Annotated in this window: 18 protein-coding genes and 1 pseudogene; 11 read left to right on the top strand and 8 right to left on the bottom strand. The window is 35.9% G+C overall.

Features of this window, described 5'->3' with window-relative positions; all coding sequences use genetic code 11:
• Positions 1-692 precede the first annotated feature (692 nt).
• Together F6K27_RS11195 and F6K27_RS11190 are read left to right on the top strand one after the other, a co-directional pair.
• The gene (locus F6K27_RS11195; RefSeq protein WP_124142986.1) at positions 693-1,463 is read left to right on the top strand and encodes a cysteine hydrolase family protein; all 771 of its coding nucleotides are present in this window, start codon (positions 693-695) and stop codon (positions 1,461-1,463) included.
• Between the two features lie 404 nt (positions 1,464-1,867).
• Positions 1,868-2,311 carry a cupin domain-containing protein gene (locus F6K27_RS11190; protein WP_287276301.1) on the top strand — a complete coding sequence of 148 codons (444 nt, stop codon included), beginning with the start codon at positions 1,868-1,870 and terminating at the stop codon, positions 2,309-2,311.
• Between the two features lie 1,030 nt (positions 2,312-3,341).
• On the opposite strand, the gene F6K27_RS11185 is transcribed toward F6K27_RS11190, so the two are convergent.
• Positions 3,342-3,467, bottom strand: a complete 126-nt coding sequence (locus tag F6K27_RS11185; protein ID WP_275670425.1) for a hypothetical protein — start codon at positions 3,465-3,467, stop codon at positions 3,342-3,344.
• 66 nt (positions 3,468-3,533) lie between these two features.
• On the opposite strand from F6K27_RS11185, the gene F6K27_RS11180 reads away from it, so the two are divergent.
• From F6K27_RS11180 to F6K27_RS11170, 3 genes are all read left to right on the top strand, one after another.
• The gene (locus tag F6K27_RS11180; RefSeq protein WP_287276300.1) at positions 3,534-5,228 is read left to right on the top strand and encodes a CocE/NonD family hydrolase; all 1,695 of its coding nucleotides are present in this window, start codon (positions 3,534-3,536) and stop codon (positions 5,226-5,228) included.
• Between the two features lie 326 nt (positions 5,229-5,554).
• Complete coding sequence (locus F6K27_RS11175) at positions 5,555-6,235, top strand: hypothetical protein (protein ID WP_124146432.1); 681 nt, start codon at positions 5,555-5,557, stop codon at positions 6,233-6,235.
• A gap of 27 nt (positions 6,236-6,262) precedes the next feature.
• Entirely contained in the window at positions 6,263-6,421 is a 159-nt protein-coding gene (locus F6K27_RS11170; RefSeq protein ID WP_287276298.1) for a hypothetical protein, read from the top strand.
• Positions 6,422-6,565: 144 nt separating this feature from the next.
• On the opposite strand, the gene F6K27_RS11165 is transcribed toward F6K27_RS11170, so the two are convergent.
• Complete coding sequence (locus F6K27_RS11165; RefSeq protein WP_287276296.1) at positions 6,566-7,486, bottom strand: Hpt domain-containing protein; 921 nt, start codon at positions 7,484-7,486, stop codon at positions 6,566-6,568.
• Between the two features lie 560 nt (positions 7,487-8,046).
• The gene (locus tag F6K27_RS11160; RefSeq protein WP_287276294.1) at positions 8,047-9,234 is read right to left on the bottom strand and encodes a M20 family metallopeptidase; all 1,188 of its coding nucleotides are present in this window, start codon (positions 9,232-9,234) and stop codon (positions 8,047-8,049) included.
• A gap of 311 nt (positions 9,235-9,545) precedes the next feature.
• On the opposite strand from F6K27_RS11160, the gene F6K27_RS11155 reads away from it, so the two are divergent.
• Positions 9,546-10,700: a mechanosensitive ion channel family protein gene (locus F6K27_RS11155; protein ID WP_124145789.1), complete on the top strand. Its 1,155-nt coding sequence runs from the start codon at positions 9,546-9,548 to the stop codon at positions 10,698-10,700.
• A 420-nt stretch (positions 10,701-11,120) separates the two neighbouring features.
• Positions 11,121-11,297, top strand: coding sequence for a pentapeptide repeat-containing protein (locus F6K27_RS11150; RefSeq protein WP_287276332.1), 177 nt, complete (start codon positions 11,121-11,123; stop codon positions 11,295-11,297).
• 31 nt (positions 11,298-11,328) lie between these two features.
• Here the strand turns inward: F6K27_RS11150 and F6K27_RS11145 are convergent, their stop codons facing one another.
• Positions 11,329-11,460, bottom strand: coding sequence for a hypothetical protein (locus F6K27_RS11145; protein WP_287276293.1), 132 nt, complete (start codon positions 11,458-11,460; stop codon positions 11,329-11,331).
• Between F6K27_RS11145 and F6K27_RS11140 the strand changes: the two genes are divergently transcribed.
• Entirely contained in the window at positions 11,454-12,185 is a 732-nt protein-coding gene (locus F6K27_RS11140; RefSeq protein ID WP_287276292.1) for a hypothetical protein, read from the top strand. The genes F6K27_RS11145 and F6K27_RS11140 overlap by 7 nt on opposite strands.
• Before the next feature lie 13 nt (positions 12,186-12,198).
• On the opposite strand, the gene coaBC is transcribed toward F6K27_RS11140, so the two are convergent.
• From coaBC to F6K27_RS11120, 4 genes are all read right to left on the bottom strand, one after another.
• Positions 12,199-13,425 carry a bifunctional phosphopantothenoylcysteine decarboxylase/phosphopantothenate--cysteine ligase CoaBC gene (coaBC, locus tag F6K27_RS11135; protein ID WP_353735967.1) on the bottom strand — a complete coding sequence of 409 codons (1,227 nt, stop codon included), beginning with the start codon at positions 13,423-13,425 and terminating at the stop codon, positions 12,199-12,201.
• 183 nt (positions 13,426-13,608) lie between these two features.
• Positions 13,609-13,755, bottom strand: coding sequence for a hypothetical protein (locus F6K27_RS11130; protein ID WP_287276291.1), 147 nt, complete (start codon positions 13,753-13,755; stop codon positions 13,609-13,611).
• A 355-nt stretch (positions 13,756-14,110) separates the two neighbouring features.
• Positions 14,111-14,323 (bottom strand): DUF2555 domain-containing protein, encoded by a 213-nt coding sequence (locus F6K27_RS11125; protein ID WP_287276330.1) that lies wholly within the window; start codon positions 14,321-14,323, stop codon positions 14,111-14,113.
• Between the two features lie 88 nt (positions 14,324-14,411).
• On the bottom strand, positions 14,412-15,029 hold the full coding sequence (locus F6K27_RS11120; protein WP_287276290.1) for an alpha/beta hydrolase: 618 nt from the start codon (positions 15,027-15,029) through the stop codon (positions 14,412-14,414).
• A gap of 167 nt (positions 15,030-15,196) precedes the next feature.
• Here F6K27_RS11120 and F6K27_RS11115 point away from each other — a divergent pair, with 167 nt between their 5' ends.
• The 3 genes and pseudogenes from F6K27_RS11115 to F6K27_RS11105 all read left to right on the top strand — a co-directional run bounded on the left by F6K27_RS11115 (position 15,197) and on the right by F6K27_RS11105 (position 17,694).
• On the top strand, positions 15,197-15,382 hold the full coding sequence (locus F6K27_RS11115) for a hypothetical protein (protein ID WP_124145796.1): 186 nt from the start codon (positions 15,197-15,199) through the stop codon (positions 15,380-15,382).
• An 879-nt stretch (positions 15,383-16,261) separates the two neighbouring features.
• Positions 16,262-16,885: pseudogene (cysE, locus tag F6K27_RS11110) on the top strand (serine O-acetyltransferase); the annotation flags it as partial.
• A gap of 239 nt (positions 16,886-17,124) precedes the next feature.
• Positions 17,125-17,694, top strand: a complete 570-nt coding sequence (locus tag F6K27_RS11105; RefSeq protein WP_287276288.1) for a PEP-CTERM sorting domain-containing protein — start codon at positions 17,125-17,127, stop codon at positions 17,692-17,694.
• The last annotated feature ends 129 nt before the right edge of the window (positions 17,695-17,823 follow it).

The raw sequence follows: 17,823 nt of genomic DNA, 5'->3' as shown, positions 1-17,823 counted from the left end.
ATGGAGATAGATACAGAAATAATTTATGAAATAATAATGATTTGTCAAAAATATCAGGATACATAAAAACTCTGAAACTTTTATTCCTATTCCATTTTTCCTAAATTCAAAGAGATTTTTACCTGCAACTGAAATAGGATGGCTTTATATATAGACTTTGAACTCAGAGTATCAAAAAAATTAACTTGAAAATTTAGTTTTCAAGTATTACCAAACATGAAAAATCAAATCCAAATAAAAAAATTCAAAATCAAATAAATTTTATACCATAAAAAAAATAATTTTACGAATAATAAGGGCGATTAAAAGACACCTGCAGGAGATGTCCCTTTGACTAAAAAAATAATTTCCGACCTAAAAAATGATATTGAAGCCATTTATTCTGACTCCTCAGAAATAGCCTAGATATTTATAGCAAATATTTATCAAATAAATTTTATAGGATAAAATTAAAATTTTTATATTTCCCCAATAATCATAAGTGACAAAAATATTATTGTTGCTTAAAAATTTTATTCTCTAAATCTACAATGCAAATATTTGAAAATAAAAATAAACCAAACAATAATAGAGAAATTAAAAATTTATTAAGTAATACAACTAATAATATATGATCGACGAAAATAAGAAAGAGCATATAATAATCATCTATGCTCTTTGTAATTTTATAGATAAATTCACCAGATAATATTATGCAGAATTCCTCCCTTGAAACTCTGGGTATACCACCCAATGCGTGGGCAGTTGATGAGACAACTGCAGATATTACTCGTCCTCCTCTTCCCACTAAAACCATTGTCGTCAAAACTGATACCAAAACCATTAAACTAGATTTAGCCAAAACAGCAATTTTAGTCATAGATATGCAAAATGACTTCTGTCATCCTGATGGTTGGTTAGCTCATATAGGCGTAGATGTGACACCTGCACGGTCTCCCATTCAACCACTAATAAATTTCTTACCACAATTGCGATCGCAAAACATCCCGATAATTTGGGTAAACTGGGGAAACCGTTCCGACCTACTGAATATCAGCGCTGGGTTACGCCATGTTTATAACCCTACTGGTAAAGGTGTAGGTTTAGGCGACCCACTGCCAAAAAATAATGCCCCCGTACTGATAGAAGGAAGTTGGGCAGCAGCAGTTGTGGATGAATTAGAGCAACAACCAGAAGATATTCGCGTGAGTAAATATAGGATGAGTGGGTTTTGGGATACTCCTCTTGATAGCATCCTGCGAAATATGGGCAAAACAACTCTGTTGTTTGCGGGAGTGAATGCAGACCAATGTGTAATGGCAACATTACAAGATGCAAATTTCCTTGGTTATGACTGCATTTTAGTTTCAGACTGTACTGCCACTACTTCCCCTGAATATTGTTGGCAAGCTACTATTTATAATGTGAAACAATGTTTCGGGTTTGTCACAAATTCTAATGCTATTTTGGATGCTATTAAATAATAAATATTTTTTGGAAAAGTCTCATATTTGGTCAAATACTAATTACAAAAAATTCGCACTTTGTAGCTATGCTTAAAAAGAGACGAAACTCAAAAAAAGATATCAGTTAAGAAGGCAAAAAAATCAAGGTCTAACAAAAAGCAAGATTCCCAAAAACCTTTTATTTCCTGCCTTATGAAAACCTTGAAGAAGGAGGAAGGAAGGAATAAAAAGGAAAAAGTGGATGCAGACTCAAATCCCAATCAATTGTAAATACCCTGTATACGGCGGGGTATTAACCCTAAAATAAAAATATAAAATTTCATGCCAATATAAGTAGCTCTGATGCCACTGGTGCCTAAAAAAAACCACAGCTAAATAATCAATAATTTCCTGAATAAGTTAACACTATTACCCAGAAGAAAATGATTACTCAATGCATGATTCCAGTCCTTAAGTCTCCCCAAAATTATCAAGCATATCGTATTAGTCCCCATGATAGTAATCGATTAGCAATTATTTTCGATCCTGTAATTGCCAATGCTTCTTTAACTGTATGTTTAGAAATTTTTGATGTGGGGGGAAAAACTCCTCCCAATCGACATAATTTAGCGGTAGAAATGTTCTTTATTATTAAAGGAGAAGGAAAGGCAATATGTGACGGAAAATCTGTTAATATTCGTGCTGGTGATAGTATTCTAGTACCACCAACAGGGATTCATGTCATAGAAAATACTGGTTTAACTCGTCTTTATGCTTTATGTATTATGGTGCCAAATGAAGATTTTGCCGAACTAATTCGTAGTGGAATACCAGTAGATTTAGATGAAGAAGATATGCAAGTTCTTTCTCGTTCAAGTTGTATTTAAGAAGGAAGAAGGAAGAAGGAAGAAGGAAGAAGGAAGAAGGAAACAGCGGATGGGGACTCAAACCCCAACAAGCTTTTCAACAATTAATTATTAATTAGTAAACACCCTGTAGACAGCGGGGTATTAAACCCAATATCAAAAATCATCTTTTGATATAGTAACTACCATGACTACTCTTGACTTATGGAATATCTAATATCATGTCCGGTTGAATACTTATAAATAAACGACGGAGGAAGACCGAGTCAGGAGGACCGAGTCAGGAGGGAAGAAAGAAGAAGAAACAGGAGGAAAAGGAGAAAGTTTTTGATCACGCTCTTATCCGGAAATGATATAAAACAACGGTATATCAATAATCAACCTTTTCTCCTAGATAACTAAACGCCTTTTTCCTTCTGCTATAAAAAAGGAAGACGAAAGAAGAAAAATATTACCCAAAATTCCCGTTCCTCAATTCTCTTTTTTCTGTTTCCTTTTGCCAAAAATTAAAATTGAAGAAGGAGACAGGAGACAGGAGACAGGAGACAGGAGGAAAATTACATGGGGATAGTCAACGAAGGGCCGCTCCGCGTCTACGCTCCCCCAAGTAATTTTGAACACCGTGTAGACGGTGGGGTATTAAACCCACAAAGAAAATGATAAAAATTGATATTATATCTGCTTAATTAGCACTCAAAAATATTTTGATTTCTATCCTCCGTTATATCAATTGTGTGTGAAGCTACACAGAATTATGAAATTTATTACTTGTCTGTCTTGATCTACAGTCAACTTTACAGAATAAAAGATAAAAAATAATAAAAATATTTTTTTCAATTCTCTTATTTTTCAATAGAAGCAGTTATTATACCAAATTCGATTACTATAGACCACAATTTATGATTGAGAAAAGCTTGATATATATGAATTATAGTTAATTTATTTTTGGTAAGTGCTAAACCGGATTTGGTATTAATTGTTAATTACTAAGAAAATTAAAATCTAGATGGTGCGTTACATTTCATTAACGCACCCTACTGGACCGACACACCTAAAGTAGTGCATTAGCTTTTTTCATCATCACCCCATCACCCCATCTCCCCATCACCCCATCCCCCCATTTTCTAATGCACCATTTAAGCTGTGTCAGTGCACTACTAGACAATAAATTAAGCATCAATACTTGATGGAGCTACCTCCTAATTCCTGTAAAATCATACATTTATTCAGCCTCAATATTAAAATGAAAGTTTTACCCAAAGAAACAGCTTCAATATTTACCAGAGATGAAGTACGTTTAGACGCTGATATTTATCGCCCTGATGCAGAAGGTGAATTTCCAGTACTATTAATGCGACAACCTTATGGCAGAGCGATCGCTTCTACAGTAGTCTACGCTCATCCAAAATGGTATGCTTCCCATGGTTATATTGTGATTATTCAAGATGTACGAGGTAGAGGTACATCTGAAGGAGAATTTCAACTATTTGCCCATGAAATTGAAGATGGAATTGATACTATTAATTGGGCAGCAAATTTACCAGGTAGCACTGGCAAAATAGGGATGTATGGATTCTCTTATCAAGGCATGACTCAACTATATGCTGCTAGTGCTAAACCTCCTGCTTTAAAAACAATTTGTCCTGCTATGATTGCTGAGAATTTATATTCAGAATGGGCTTACGAAGGAGGAGAATTTTGTTTACAAACTAACTTGGGTTGGGCAATTCAACTAGCAACAGAAACTGCTCGTTTACAAGAAGATGAACAAGCTTATCAAGAACTTTATCAAGCTGCTAAAAAATTTTCTTTTTCTACTCCAATTCCTGCTTTATCGGAAGTAATGAATAAGTATGGGCTAGATTCTTTTTACCATCAATGGTTAGAAAATTATAAACCTGGTGAATATTGGCAAAATCTATCACCAAATTTAGAAAACATAGACCTACCAATGTTACATATTGGTGGTTGGTTTGATACCTATTTACGAGGCACAATTAATTTATATAAAAAAATATTTTGTCGTAGTAAATTCTTACAAAAATTAATAGTAGGTCCTTGGTCTCATATTCCCTGGGGAAGAAAACTAGGAGCTATAAATTATGGTTTAGCAGCTTCTAACCCCATAGATGATTTACAAATATTATGGTTCGACCAATTTCTCAAAGGAGTAAATACAGGAATATTAGAGCGATCGCCTGTTTCTTTATTTGAGATGGGAAGTAACGAATGGCGTAATTTTAATTCCTGGCCGAGTAATAATTATCAGTTTTATTATTTAGCTAGTACAGGACTTGCAAATATGAGAGAAGACTCAGGAACACTCAACGATAATTATCCTGACATTTCTACTGATGATATATTCGTACATGACCCTTGGCGACCCGTTCCAGCATTAGGTGGTCATGCCACATTTCCAGCAGGTTCTTTTGAACGTTCAGAATTAGATTGTCGTACCGATATTTTGACTTATACTTCTGAATTTTTAACAGAAGATTTACACATAGCTGGAGATGTTTATGTAGAAGTTTATTGTACAGCAGATACCAGTAGTTTTGACATTTCGGCTGTGTTATCTGAAGTTAAACCAAACGGCAATGTTTATAATTTTACCCAAGGTTATATCAAGGTTGTTTCTAAGGATTTACCAGTGAAAATATATTTACAGCCAACTTGTATAAAAATTGAGAAAGGTAATGCTATTCGACTGAGTTTAAGTGCAGCTTGTTTTCCTGCGTATTTAATTAATCCTGGCATAGATAAACCACCAAAAGAAGTACGATTAATTGAGGCAAAAATTATTACTATAACTGTTAGCTCAGGAGAAAATAATCCCTCACTAATTTCTTTATCTATAGCAGGGAACAGGGAACAGGGAACAGGGAACAGGAGGGAAAACATTCCTCTGTCTGAGGTTCATCATCAGCATAAGTCCTAGTTGAAAACCCTCAATAACTTAGCATAAAAGACAGAGGGAATAGAGATAATACCAAATTAAAAAAAGGTAGTTACATCTTAGTTGATGATTTCTTCCTACAATAAAAAAATATAAATTCCATAAATTCTAGCAATTCAACCTTTTTTCCTCTTTAATATTTCTGTTTTTCTTTCCCTATTCCCTATTCCCTATTCTCTGTGCCATGACTGTAGCAATATTTTATGAAATTGGTATAATTATCCATTATCAATTATCAATTATCAATTAATGAATTCTTCCTTCTGCTATATAATAATTTTGAGAAGTCAATTAAAAAATATATAAATATGTTCTATCGTCGTAGTCTTTTAGAAATTGCTGAATATATTTTTATTACTGCTTCTGTTGTAGGATTTTTGGCAAATTATATATTTGATAAACCAATTATTTATGCAGTAGGGTGTGTTTTGATTTCTCTGTTAATTAATTTAGTTAATCGACATAAATTAGCAGCACAAATTAAAGTAATTAAATTTGATACTGCTGGAAAACTAGAGCAATATCAAAAGTCAATTTACCAAATGATTTCTCAGTTACAAAATAGTATAACTTTTTTTGAATCTGCTGCTAAAAACTTAGAAAATAATCAGGAAGATATCAAGATTAAACCTTTGCTGGAAACTATGAAAAGTTTGTCTAATCGATTTGATATTCAGGAGCAAACTATTAAACTGTTACAAACAGAGCTAGAAATGATTTCTCAGCAGTTTAAACAACGACCAGAATTACAGCAAATTAATGATTTAACAAGTGTGATTATTGATTTACAGCAGTTTATTAAAAAATTGCCAGAGTGGAGCGACCTACGACAACATCAGTTTCAAAAGTTAGAAGAAAAAGTTAATCATGCTTTGCATAAACTTGAGGAAAGTATTGCAGAAAGAAAAAGAGAAACTGTTGAAGAAGGAAGAAGCGGTGCGACCGCGTTGGCGGCAGACGAAAGGAAATTCGCACCAAGAGAGGAATAATATCAAGTCCGGTTAAACAGTTATAGAATGGTTAACTCAGGAGGAGTCAACCCACCCCTAACCCCTCCTGGGAGGGGGAGTCAGGAGTCAGGAGGAGAGAGAATTACAAAGATGGGCTTACTTATGACGATTGGAGAATTTTTTTATGTGCAATTAACCGGATTTGATATAATTGATAATTTATAAATAATAATTTATTTTATTTTTAATTCTTACCAGATGTCTAATATCTCTAAAATAAAATAAGTAATTGCCAATAATCTTACAGATATTAAGACAAATACATAAGATAGTAAAATTTAAGATACGCTTGAAAATTATCATGGTAAATCAATTATTTTTTGACGACTTAACGTGCTTAACTAATAATCGAGCGATCGCTTCGAGTTGCTTATGATTAAAACTTTTAATAATTAATTTCACTAACTCTTTAGGTTCTTTTGGCAAAGTTACTTTTTTCTGTTCAGAAGCTGTTGCTATTTCCTTAAGGTCTTGACTTTCCACTATTTCCTGTACTTTTCCTGCTTGGATCAACTCACCTGCTTGATTAAGTTCTTTAATAATTACAGGAGCTAGAATTTGATAAGACAATTTAGAACTAGCGATCGCCTGTCGAGAATATGTAACTAAAGTCTTCCAAATTTCTGTATTTTTATCCAACTTCAACAAACCATTACAAAACTCTGTAAGCTGTTTTCTCGAATCAGGAGAGTCAGCCTGTTTAAACACTTCCAACATTTCTTTTAACTGACTCTTAACTTGTTGAGCAAATTTAGATTTAGATATTGTCTTCCCATTTCCAGAAGCAGTAGATTGAGAAACATTGCCACCACTCACTAAAGTATTCAAATTAGTTTCTAATTCTGAAAAAATAGGCAAAGCATTATCAACAATTTTTTGTCCCTCTTCTTCCCTCAAACCATAGGGACCTTGGAGACGTTCTACTAAATCTTTGAGAGTATCATATCCTTTTAAAAATTGAGACTCTACTGTTTGGTCAATATCAACAGGATTTTCGCGGATTATTTTGAAACAATCTTCTAAACGGTGAGCTACCTTTTGTACACTGTGCATTCCTAACATAGCAGCCCCACCTTTGACAGAATGAGCTGCTCTAAACATATCATTAATAGTTTCAGAATCTGACATTGTAGACTTCAAATCTACCAACCCATTTTCTAGGGTAACTAAATGTTCTTCTGCTTCTAATATAAATAATTGTTTAATCCGATCATCTTGTTGTGTTGACACAATATTTCTCCTAAAAATTACAATTATTCATTACATTTACTGGAAGTTACTACTTCTATTCTAGCATTAATAACTGCAGTTATAAAAGCATCTTAATGTAATTAACTACATCTAGTTTAATCATTTTTTGACTGAGGGTTAGCAGATCATTTAATGTTAACTAGCTGTCAGTTATAAGCTTTGGTTGAAATCCCTGGCTTGTAAAAGTAGGATAATTTAAGAAGGGTTAAAATTCCCTTTTCAAGTTCATTTCTCTCAGTTTCAGCTATTGATCACTCCCTGTTTGCCAAGCATTCCTTTGAGGAAATGCTGACTGTAGCAATTGCCGTTTGTGGAGCATTCCGGACCGAAACCCTTTTTAATTTTGCGCCTTACATTATCTCAAAAAGTTTGCTATATATCTTTAGTAATGAAGAGATGCGGAGATGGGGAGTGTGGGGAGTGGTCAGATGGTAATCAAACATAGCATTACTATTTAGAAATAGTATTAGTACAGATCAAAAGCTTAAAACTCAGACAACACAATATTTTTCCTTCTTCCCTCTTCCCCAACCAAGACCTTAATGGCCTAAATGGCAATTGTGCCAATATTTATAGGCAGCATAAGCCAAAGTAACCACACAAGTGACAATAGCAGATTCATCTGCCTCAAACTGAGGATGATGCAGAGGATAGTTAGGTTTGTCTTTGTGTCCCACTCCCAAACGAAACATCATACCTGGAACTTTCTTCAGATACATAGAAAAGTCTTCCGCACCGAGGGAAGGCTCAGGTAAAATACAAACCCGATCGCTGCCCCAAGCTTCCAAAGAAACTGACTCGACCAACTGAGTCAATGCTGGGTCATTTTGCACAGATGGTACTCCCTGACGATAATTTAGTTCATACTTAGCGCCATAAGAACCACAAATATTAGCCACAATATTTTCAATCCATGCAGGTAAAACTTTATGGGTATCTGGATGAAGCGATCGTACAGTTCCCCACATCTTTACTTGGTCAGATATCACATTTGGCGCTCGTCCGCCACTAATTTTACCAATTGTTAACACTACAGGTCTTAAAGGATTATGAGTTCTACTAATGGCCTGCTGTAAATTAGTAATTACTTGAGAAGCAATCCAAATCGCATCAATAGCTTCATGGGGACGGGCACCATGACCAGATTCCCCAATAATTGTCAATTCCAAATCATCAGCAGCAGCAGTTAGTACCCCGTGACGAATACCCACCGAACCCGCTGGAATAGTTGGGTAAACATGGACTCCTAAAATTCCCTGTACATCCTCAAGCGCCCCATCTTCAATCATCCAATTTGCACCTTGGGCAATTTCCTCTGCTGGTTGAAACAGAAACCGAACGTTACCTAGTAAGGGTTCTCCCAATTCAGATAATACCATTGCAGCTCCTAGTCCTACAGTTGTATGGACATCGTGACCACAAGCGTGCATAATGCCAGTATTACGGGAGGCAAAATCTAAATTAGTACATTCTTTAATTGGCAGAGCATCCATATCGGTACGAATAGCCAACCATTGATTATTACTATTAACTTTGAGTTCTCCCAGAACACCAGTTTTACCTATAGACTCTCGTACATGGAGACCACAGGAAGATAACACACCTGCAACATAAGCAGCCGTTTGGTATTCTTGGCCACTTAATTCTGGGTGAGAGTGAATATGACGACGAATTTCAATCATACGGGGGGCGAGGGTAGCTGCTAAATCTTTAATTTTGGTTAACATAGATAATTTATATTTGTGTAGTATTGAGTCTATCTAAAGCACATTAAATGATGATAACAAAGGAAAATTATCCTTGGAAATTATTAAGCAATTAAGTTTTGCTGGAAATGGCGATCGCCCACCGTTGTATTATATGGGGAGCGATCTCTGAGTGTCTTTTGAATCCTACTTAACTTTGAGATAAATTTTTTTTATTTAGATAGGAGCGATCGCCAACCGTTTGTCTAAAACTAAAAAATAGCTGAATGCTAAATACTTATCTATTAACTTAAAAACTACTAAATTATTCAAGGAATCTGACTTTATTAATCATGGAAAAAATTTGGCAAAGTCTCATAAATATTACAATTCTAGATATACCAGCAATAAAAATATTTTTTATTGCTCTGGCTTTAATAGGAATATTAGGATTAAAAGAACTATTCAGCATAATATTAATTAAGCAAGTTGAGGCTTTAACTCGTAATACAAAAACTACCCTTGACGATCAATTAATTGCATCTGTTAAACAGCCCATAGGGTGGTTTATCTATATACTTGGATTGTGGATTCTACAATTAATATTAACAGATTCTATTTCTCCCCAATTAAATCAAATAGTCACAGGAATTATTAACTTAGCAATAGTAGGTAATGTTTCACTAATTATCTACCGTATCTCTCCGATATTAGGAGAATTTTTTAGTAATTTATCAGCTAAAACTGAGACTGAATTAGATGATATTATTAGCCCTTATCTTCCGATATTATTTAGGTTTACTGCTATCCTAATTTTTGGCTTAAAAGCAGGAGAATTATTACTAGGAACTTCTGTTACTGCAATCTTTGGTTTAGTCGGTGGCGCTGGTTTAACGCTAGGTTTATTATTTAAGGATGTTATTAGTGATTGGTTAGCTACAGTTGTAATTTACAGTGACAGCTTGTATCGTGAAAATGATTTGATTTTACTACCAAGTGGTGTTTTGGGGCAGGTTACGAAAATTGGTATTAGAAGTACAACAATTTATTTAAAGTTTAAGGGAGCTATCCAGAAAGTTCCTAACTCTAAAATGATTGATGGCAACATCAAAAATTTCTGCCAACAGCCAATTGAAAATCGGAAAGCAGCTATTGATTTATTCATTAAAATTGACGGAATTTCAGCTCAGAAAATAGCCGATATTAATGAGAAAATTCGACAAATCCCTAAATCAATTGACATTTTAGATAATTCTTGTCTGGTGAGATTTGATGGATTGGACAGAAATGCTCGCGTGATTAGAGTAATTGGATATACTAACAATTTAGATAAGTATTATAGCTCTTATGACCAATTGAATTTGGCAATTTTGGCTTTATTGGAGCAAGAGGGAATAGATTTATTTAATATTAATATTATTAGTGATACAGAAACTTATAAAAGTTGGCAGTCTAGTCAAAATTTAGGGATTGAACAAGGGAATAGAGAATATATAAATCCTATTTAAGTTGTAATATTTTCCTGGCAGCTAGGAGTCATATCAAGTTCGGTAGCATCGTTATTGTAAAGGTAAGGAAGAAGGAAGAAGGAAGAGGGAAGAAGTGAAGAGGGAAGAAGGCTTTAGTTATCTAGAATAGAAGACTTAAAAGTCCAAAAAACCTGAAATTTTTTGTAGATATTCACCCTTGGGTTTACACAAACGATACCAGCGGACATGAGATCAGGAATCAGGAATCAGGAGTCAGGAGTCATAGTTTTCAATGTTTTCAACTCAGATTAACTATTAGAAAAAATATTACCGAATAATTAATCCAAACTTCAGTATGCTCAGGACTTACGCAGAGACTCTGCATATAGCGAGGGCGCCATTCGGATCTTTGCGGAGCGCAAATGCCATTTGCCCCTACAGATGGTGGTTTAAAGGTCAATTTGCGTAAGTCCTGATGCTAATTTTAGAGAGGCTAATTTGACTGATGCTAGCCTCCAAAATGCTGATTTAATGTTGGCAAATTTACAAGGTGCAAAACTGACACGAGCTAATCTAAAACACGCTAACCTAAGTTATTTCCCAACAACTCTATTAATTATTCTAGCAATTGATTAATCCACAATCCAATTCAATCAAAAATATCAAATCATTCGTCACTGTTCAACGCCATAAATTCAAATTCTGGTTCTTTTCTGGGTAGTGGGGGAGACATAACTCTAGATGCAGTTGATACTATTGATATTACTGGTGGGAGATTAAGTTCAGGTTCTGTTGGCACCAACTCTGGCAACTCAGATGATATTAATGTCGAAGCGGGAAGAAGATATCAATACTGAGGAAATTAATTCTAGTGGTGGAGAAAATACTGGGGACATAGAGGTTAGTAGCGATAATGGGGAGGTAAATACGGGAAATATTGAATCCCTTGGTGACTCAGAAGACTCAGGTAATATTGATGTTAATACGGAAGGGGATATAAATACAGAAAATATTAGTTCTATTGGCAATAATAATAGTGGAGATATTTCTGTTAATAGTCAAGAAGGTTCTGTGAATACAAATAATATTGAGACAATTGCCAAAGCTGGAAATTCTGGGGATATAAATATTGTAGCAATAGAGGATATAAGTACAGGTAATATTAGTTCTATTGGCAATAATAATAGTGGAGATATTTCTGTTAATAGTCAGGCAAGTTCTGTTAATACAAATAATATTACGACTCAAGCAGAAACAGGTACTGCTGGTGACATTGATATTAGTGCTAGAAATAATATAAATACAGGTAATATTACTTCCACTAATCCTCAAGGAAGTGGTAATATTAATCTGACCACTGAAGTAGGTAAAATTAATACAGGTGAAGTCTTTACAGATACAGGAAAAATTAATCTTAATCAACCAAACAATAATATTAGTTCAGTAGTAGAAAATAATCCGATTTCTATAACTCCCAGTTCCACACCTTCAACTACTGCTACCGGATTTGATATCAATATTTAATCTCCCCATCCCCCTATATCCCTAGCTCCCCATCTCCCCATCCCCCGCTCTCCAAGACAAAACTCCACAACCTATGAGCCATTTCTAATTTACTACAAGACGGAATATCTCGCCGACGACCTTCAGCATCCAGAAAAATTCCTTGATTTGTATCACTACCAAAACCAGCTTCCTCTCGGTCAATAGGGTTAGCAACAATAGCATCTAAATTTTTAACCTGCAACTTCTCAAACGCAGGTGCAACAATATCTCCACTCTGTGCTGCAAACCCAATCAAATATTGCCTGCGCTGCTTTAACCTTCCTAACTCCGCCACAATATCCGGTACAGGCGTCAAAGGTAATAAATCTGGTAGCGATCGCTTTGGCAACTTCTCACTACTATACTCAACAGGTTTAACATCTGCTACTGCCGCACTCATCACAATTATATCTGCTTCAGTAAAATGAGATAACATTGCTTGTCGCATCTCAGCAGCACTCACTACCTCCACAGTTTTTATCCCTGATAACAGCAACTCTCCCGAAATACTATGAACCAAAGTAACACTTGCACCGCGATGCAATGCCGCCTTAGCTAAAGCTATACCCATCTTACCCGTAGAAGGGTTGCCAATATACCTCACAGGGTCTAAATGTTCTCGGGTTCCACCCGCGCTAATTAATATTCTCTTACCTACTAAATCTCTTTTGCCTGCTGTATATAACAAAGATTCTATATTTGTGATTATCTCTGTTGGTTCCGCCATTCGGCCTTGACCAACGCGATCGCAAGCTAATATTCCCATACTTGGATTCATACCATAATATCTTTTTTCTGTCAATATTTGTTGCCAATTTTGCTGTACTGTCTGTTGTTCCCACATATCAGTATTCATTGCCGGAGATAATAAAATTGGGCAACTAGAAGCCAGCACTGTATTAGTTAACAAATTATCTGCTAAACCGTATACTAACTTTGCCAAAGTATTTGCTGTTAGAGGAGCAATGACTATTATTTCTGCCCATTCACCCAACTGAATATGCAATGGACGTCCGTGAGTAGACTGCCAAAAATCTCGATCTGTATAAGCTGGATAACGACAGAGAGTGGATAAAGTTAGAGGTGTAATGAACTGTTGAGCAGAATCTGTCAAAATTGCTCGCACCTCGATACCAGATTTTACGAGAGTAGAAACTACTTCACAAATTTTATAAGCTGCTATACCACCACAAATACTGATTAAAACTCTTCTACCCATAATATTTTCTTGTCTTGAAAAGGAGAGGTAATTGTTAATTAATAATTGTTAATTGTTGAAATTCTAGATCGTTAAGTTGTGAAGAAGCAAATAATTAATTAATATAGTATTTTTGGCATTGGTGATTTGAGGTATGAAATAAGTAATTTAGGTAAATTAAGAGTCATTCTTTGAATAGCAAAATTAGATGTTGTCTTTACTTAATTGACCGAAAAACACTTTTCTTTCTCCTGGCTCAGTCCTCCTGACTTCCCCTCCTGGGAGGGGTGGGGGTGGGTTGACTCCTAAGTAATTAAAATTAATATCATACACACTCTTGAGCAACGCCATATTTTTCATTAAGCAGTTGGGGTCGCACATTATGGAATGATATTGCCAAAAATTAGTTTAGACTTTGATAAAAAAACCTAATATCAATCATTCTAGCAATTGATTAATCCAAAATCCTGTTCATCAAAAATCTAAAATCATTCGTCACTGTGCAACGCCAAGCAGTTGTCATATCAAATGAATGTTTCCTATTTGACTAAAATCATCAGTAAGTATTCAAACATAATTAAGATTAAGATAAATAGGAGTGTTGGGTAAAAAGTATCCAAGCTTAAAAATACCTTGTTTACTAAACCAACACTCTCAAATCTGACAAAATGATTAAATTACTGACTTGTGCGTTCCCATATTTTCCTCAAGCCTCATCACAAGGCTCTAAATCCAATAAATGGATATAAGGATCGATTAACTCTGGACGTTGAAAGGCGATCGCTCGTAGCAGGTGCCAATCATTCAACCCGTCAAAAGGATTTTGATAATCATCTTCCTCCAAACGTAAAGCCAACTTAGCTACATCCTGCGCAGTTAAATTAGCAACCTCGTGTAAAGAACGGGCTATAGTTTGCATCAAAACCGACCTCCCTGAAATGGCATCTGCTGAAAGCATCAATTAAAACGGAGTGTTATTCACACCTCCATTTAATATAATAGTCTTTCTAAGCTTTTGCCATAGTATCTATAACAAAACTTCGCATTAACTTCACAATTTCTGGAATAATCTCATGTCCCATATTAAATTCTTGGTATTGTATATTTGCCCCCAGATTTGTGAAAGTATCGCGCGTTCGTCTTCCTTGTTCAATAGGTAAAACTGGATCTTGTATACCATGTACAACCAAAACAGGTGGTAATTTTTCTCCTGATGGTTGAAGTTGAGAATGTAGGTATCCACTTAAAATAATTAAACCTTTTATTGGCAAACTTACTCCTACATCCATAGCCATTGCCCCACCTTGAGAAAAGCCACATAGAATAGTTTTAGATAAAGGTATCCCTGTTTTGCTTTCTAGAGAAATTAGCCAATCAATTAATATTTGACGACTTTCAACCAGACCTTGGAATTCTAAACTCTCTAAGTCATACCACATTTTTCCCTGTGGAACTTGAGGATGAGGTAATGGAGCATCTGGAAATTCAAACCAATAATCAGGCAAATTCAACTGTGTTGCTAAAGGTGTTAAATCATTACAATTAGCTCCCCAGCCATGTAAGAGAACAAATAAACCAGTAGGTTCTAAATTAGGTGAGATAGTAATTGAACTTAATTGGGTCATTATAAAGACATCAAAAGTAATTCCATTATTGTAACTATTCTGCACCAAATATTAAATTAGTTTTGCACAGTTACTTATAGAACCAAGTTTACAGCGCTTTTTATATTGATGAACCACATAGTAACAATCACGCGCCCAGTAGGGAAGTTCCATAGAACGTCCCTACTGTGGTCTACCGAAATGAAAACCGCTGTAAAGATGGGGAGATGGGAAGATGGGGATATCAAGAAAAATTTGGTAATGGCGCTGTGATGGAACATTTTTTTAGACCGAACCCGAGCGGATTTGATCTGACTGCGCGGGGTGCAGCAGATGCAAGCGGTCATTGTGTGCTAGCTTTTAGCGGAAGTTAGGCGCAAGCGCAAAACGCCCACATGAAAAGCGCAGCATGAAAAACGGAAAAAGCCTCTTACAGAGGAACTGCGGAATTCAGTACCTTCGGTAATAGGGAGGCGATCGAACATACTGAATTTTCTTTCTCTTGGTCGATTGGATATGGCATTTTGCAAGCGTAAAGCTCCACTTTTTATCCCCTTAAAAGAGGAGACTTGAAACCTGATTTTGTGGTTATAGCGCTGTGCGCAGGCAACAGCTCCGGAAGGCAACAGCTCCGGAAGGGGGATTGAAGAAGGAGACAGGAGACAGCTATACTGGAGACAGGAGGAAAATTACATGGGGATTCGCTCCCCCAAGTAATGCGTGAACACCCCCGTTGACGGTGGGGTATTAAACCCACAAATAAAATGATAAATTGCCGATAATATAAGACTTTTAGCTATTTTGCCCCTCCTGCAATTTGTAAATATACCAGCGCTCATTGCTATAAAAAATTTATAAATTTCAATCAGTAAATATACTCTATGCTAAAAAAAACTGTATTATATGGCGTCGCTGAGGGGCGGGATGAATCTTTGTACAAAAGGTAACATCTTTTACTTCCTCTTTTTTTCAAACTATAATTCCAATGGGCACTCTATGTAACGCCCTCCACACTCTTCACACTAATTCCAATGGGCACTCTATGTAACGCCTATTATATCATGTCCGGATAATAGCGCCATAAAAAACTTTTTTCTACTCTTCCTTCCCTCCCGACTCCTGACTAACTATACCGAAGAAAAGCTGGTTTAATATTACAACAGTAGATACTGACAAATTTTTGCATAACCTTTTCTATGTGAGAAATATAAACTCGCAGAACAGAAAAACAACAGTAAAAAGGAGACAGTAAAATGTCCTTAACTGGGGAACTAATCCCTGTTGAAAGCAGGATTAACAAGCATTTGGTAGCTTCAGAATCTCATAGATATTTCTTCTTGGCAAGTCAGATCAAACTGCTTAATTTTCTGAGAACGATATCAGCTGACTTCCAGATTATTTTTCAACGTGATCCAGCAGCTAAAAACTGGTTTGAAGTTTTGTTGTGTTACCCAGGGTTTCATGCCTTGCTGTGTTATCGGATAGCTCACTATCTCCATGGTTTAAAAACTCCCTTAATTCCTCGCTTCATTTCGTACTTTGCTCGCTTCTTGACTGGAATTGAAATTCATCCTGCTGCTCAAATTGGTAAGGGTGCTTTCATTGACCACGGGATGGGTGTAGTAATTGGCGAAACAGCGAAAGTGGGAGAATATGTTCTGCTATACCAAGGCGTGACTCTTGGTGGAACTGGTAAAGAGACTGGAAAGCGCCACCCTACTCTGGGAAACAATGTGATTGTCGGAGCTGGAGCTAAGGTTTTAGGCAATATCAAAATCGACAACAATGTTTCTATTGGTGCTAATGCAGTTATTCTACGGAATGTTTCTGTTAATTGCACAGTTGTCGGAGTTCCTGGTCGAATTGTTAAGCGTTCAGTATTAAGTTGAGATTTATACTGAAACCGAGAAAAATGCAATCTCAAGGGGATTTTAACCAAAATTGATAGCTTTTATTCCAGAGCTACTAACTAGCTCTAGGAGAATGCAAGTTTAGGCAAAATTAGCGATCGCTCATCTAGTTACTCACAGCTATTTTTGCTCAAAAGACTCATTTTGTCTTTTTTTCAAACTCATCAGACAAATTAAATCAACAAATCATAGGAAAAAGTAAAACAATGACTAACAACATCTTCACAAAATTCACCGTCGCAATTGCTAGTGCAGCTTTGTTTACCGTAGTTTCAGAAATTCCCGCTCATGCTGCCTCTTTCAACTTCAATTTCCCTCTGATAGATGATGCTGAAGATATTCTCGGTTCTGGTTCTGTCAGTTTCGAGGCAGAACCAGATAAATTGAACGCTTTGGAGAAGTTTGCCCTAACTGAGTTTGACGTAGAACTTACTTTAAACACATTAGACACATTTTCTTTCTCCCACACAAATGCAGATAAGGCAAACGCTGTTTTTGCCAATGGAGAATTTTTAGGAATAGAGTACAATGGCCAATCTCAAGAAAGTAGTGATTATGTACTTCTGATTGATGGTGGAGATGAAGCAATCAAGCCTGGTGAACCTGGAGCTTGGTCTATATGGGGTCCCAACCTGGAAACAGGAGCTGTTGATACCAGGGTTACAGGAGGAGACAACGTTAGCTATGAATCAGTACCAGAACCTGCATCATTGGCAGGATTAGGAATTTTAGGTCTAAGTTTACTTGTGAGCAAGAAAAAAATTAATTCCCATTAAAAAAGCGTTCAGCATTCAGCAGTCAGCAGTAAACATTTAGAAGGGGATTTAAACCCCTCCGCGCACCTTCCGGTTTATACCGGGGATTTAAACCCAGAGCGATAAAAGCTGATAGCTGTTTGCGGAGCA

Origin of the sequence: Okeania sp. SIO2F5 (assembly GCF_010692685.1) — a bacterium.
GTDB classification, from domain to species: Bacteria; Cyanobacteriota; Cyanobacteriia; order Cyanobacteriales; family Microcoleaceae; genus Okeania; species Okeania hirsuta.
This window is presented reverse-complemented; position numbering and strand designations above follow the sequence as displayed.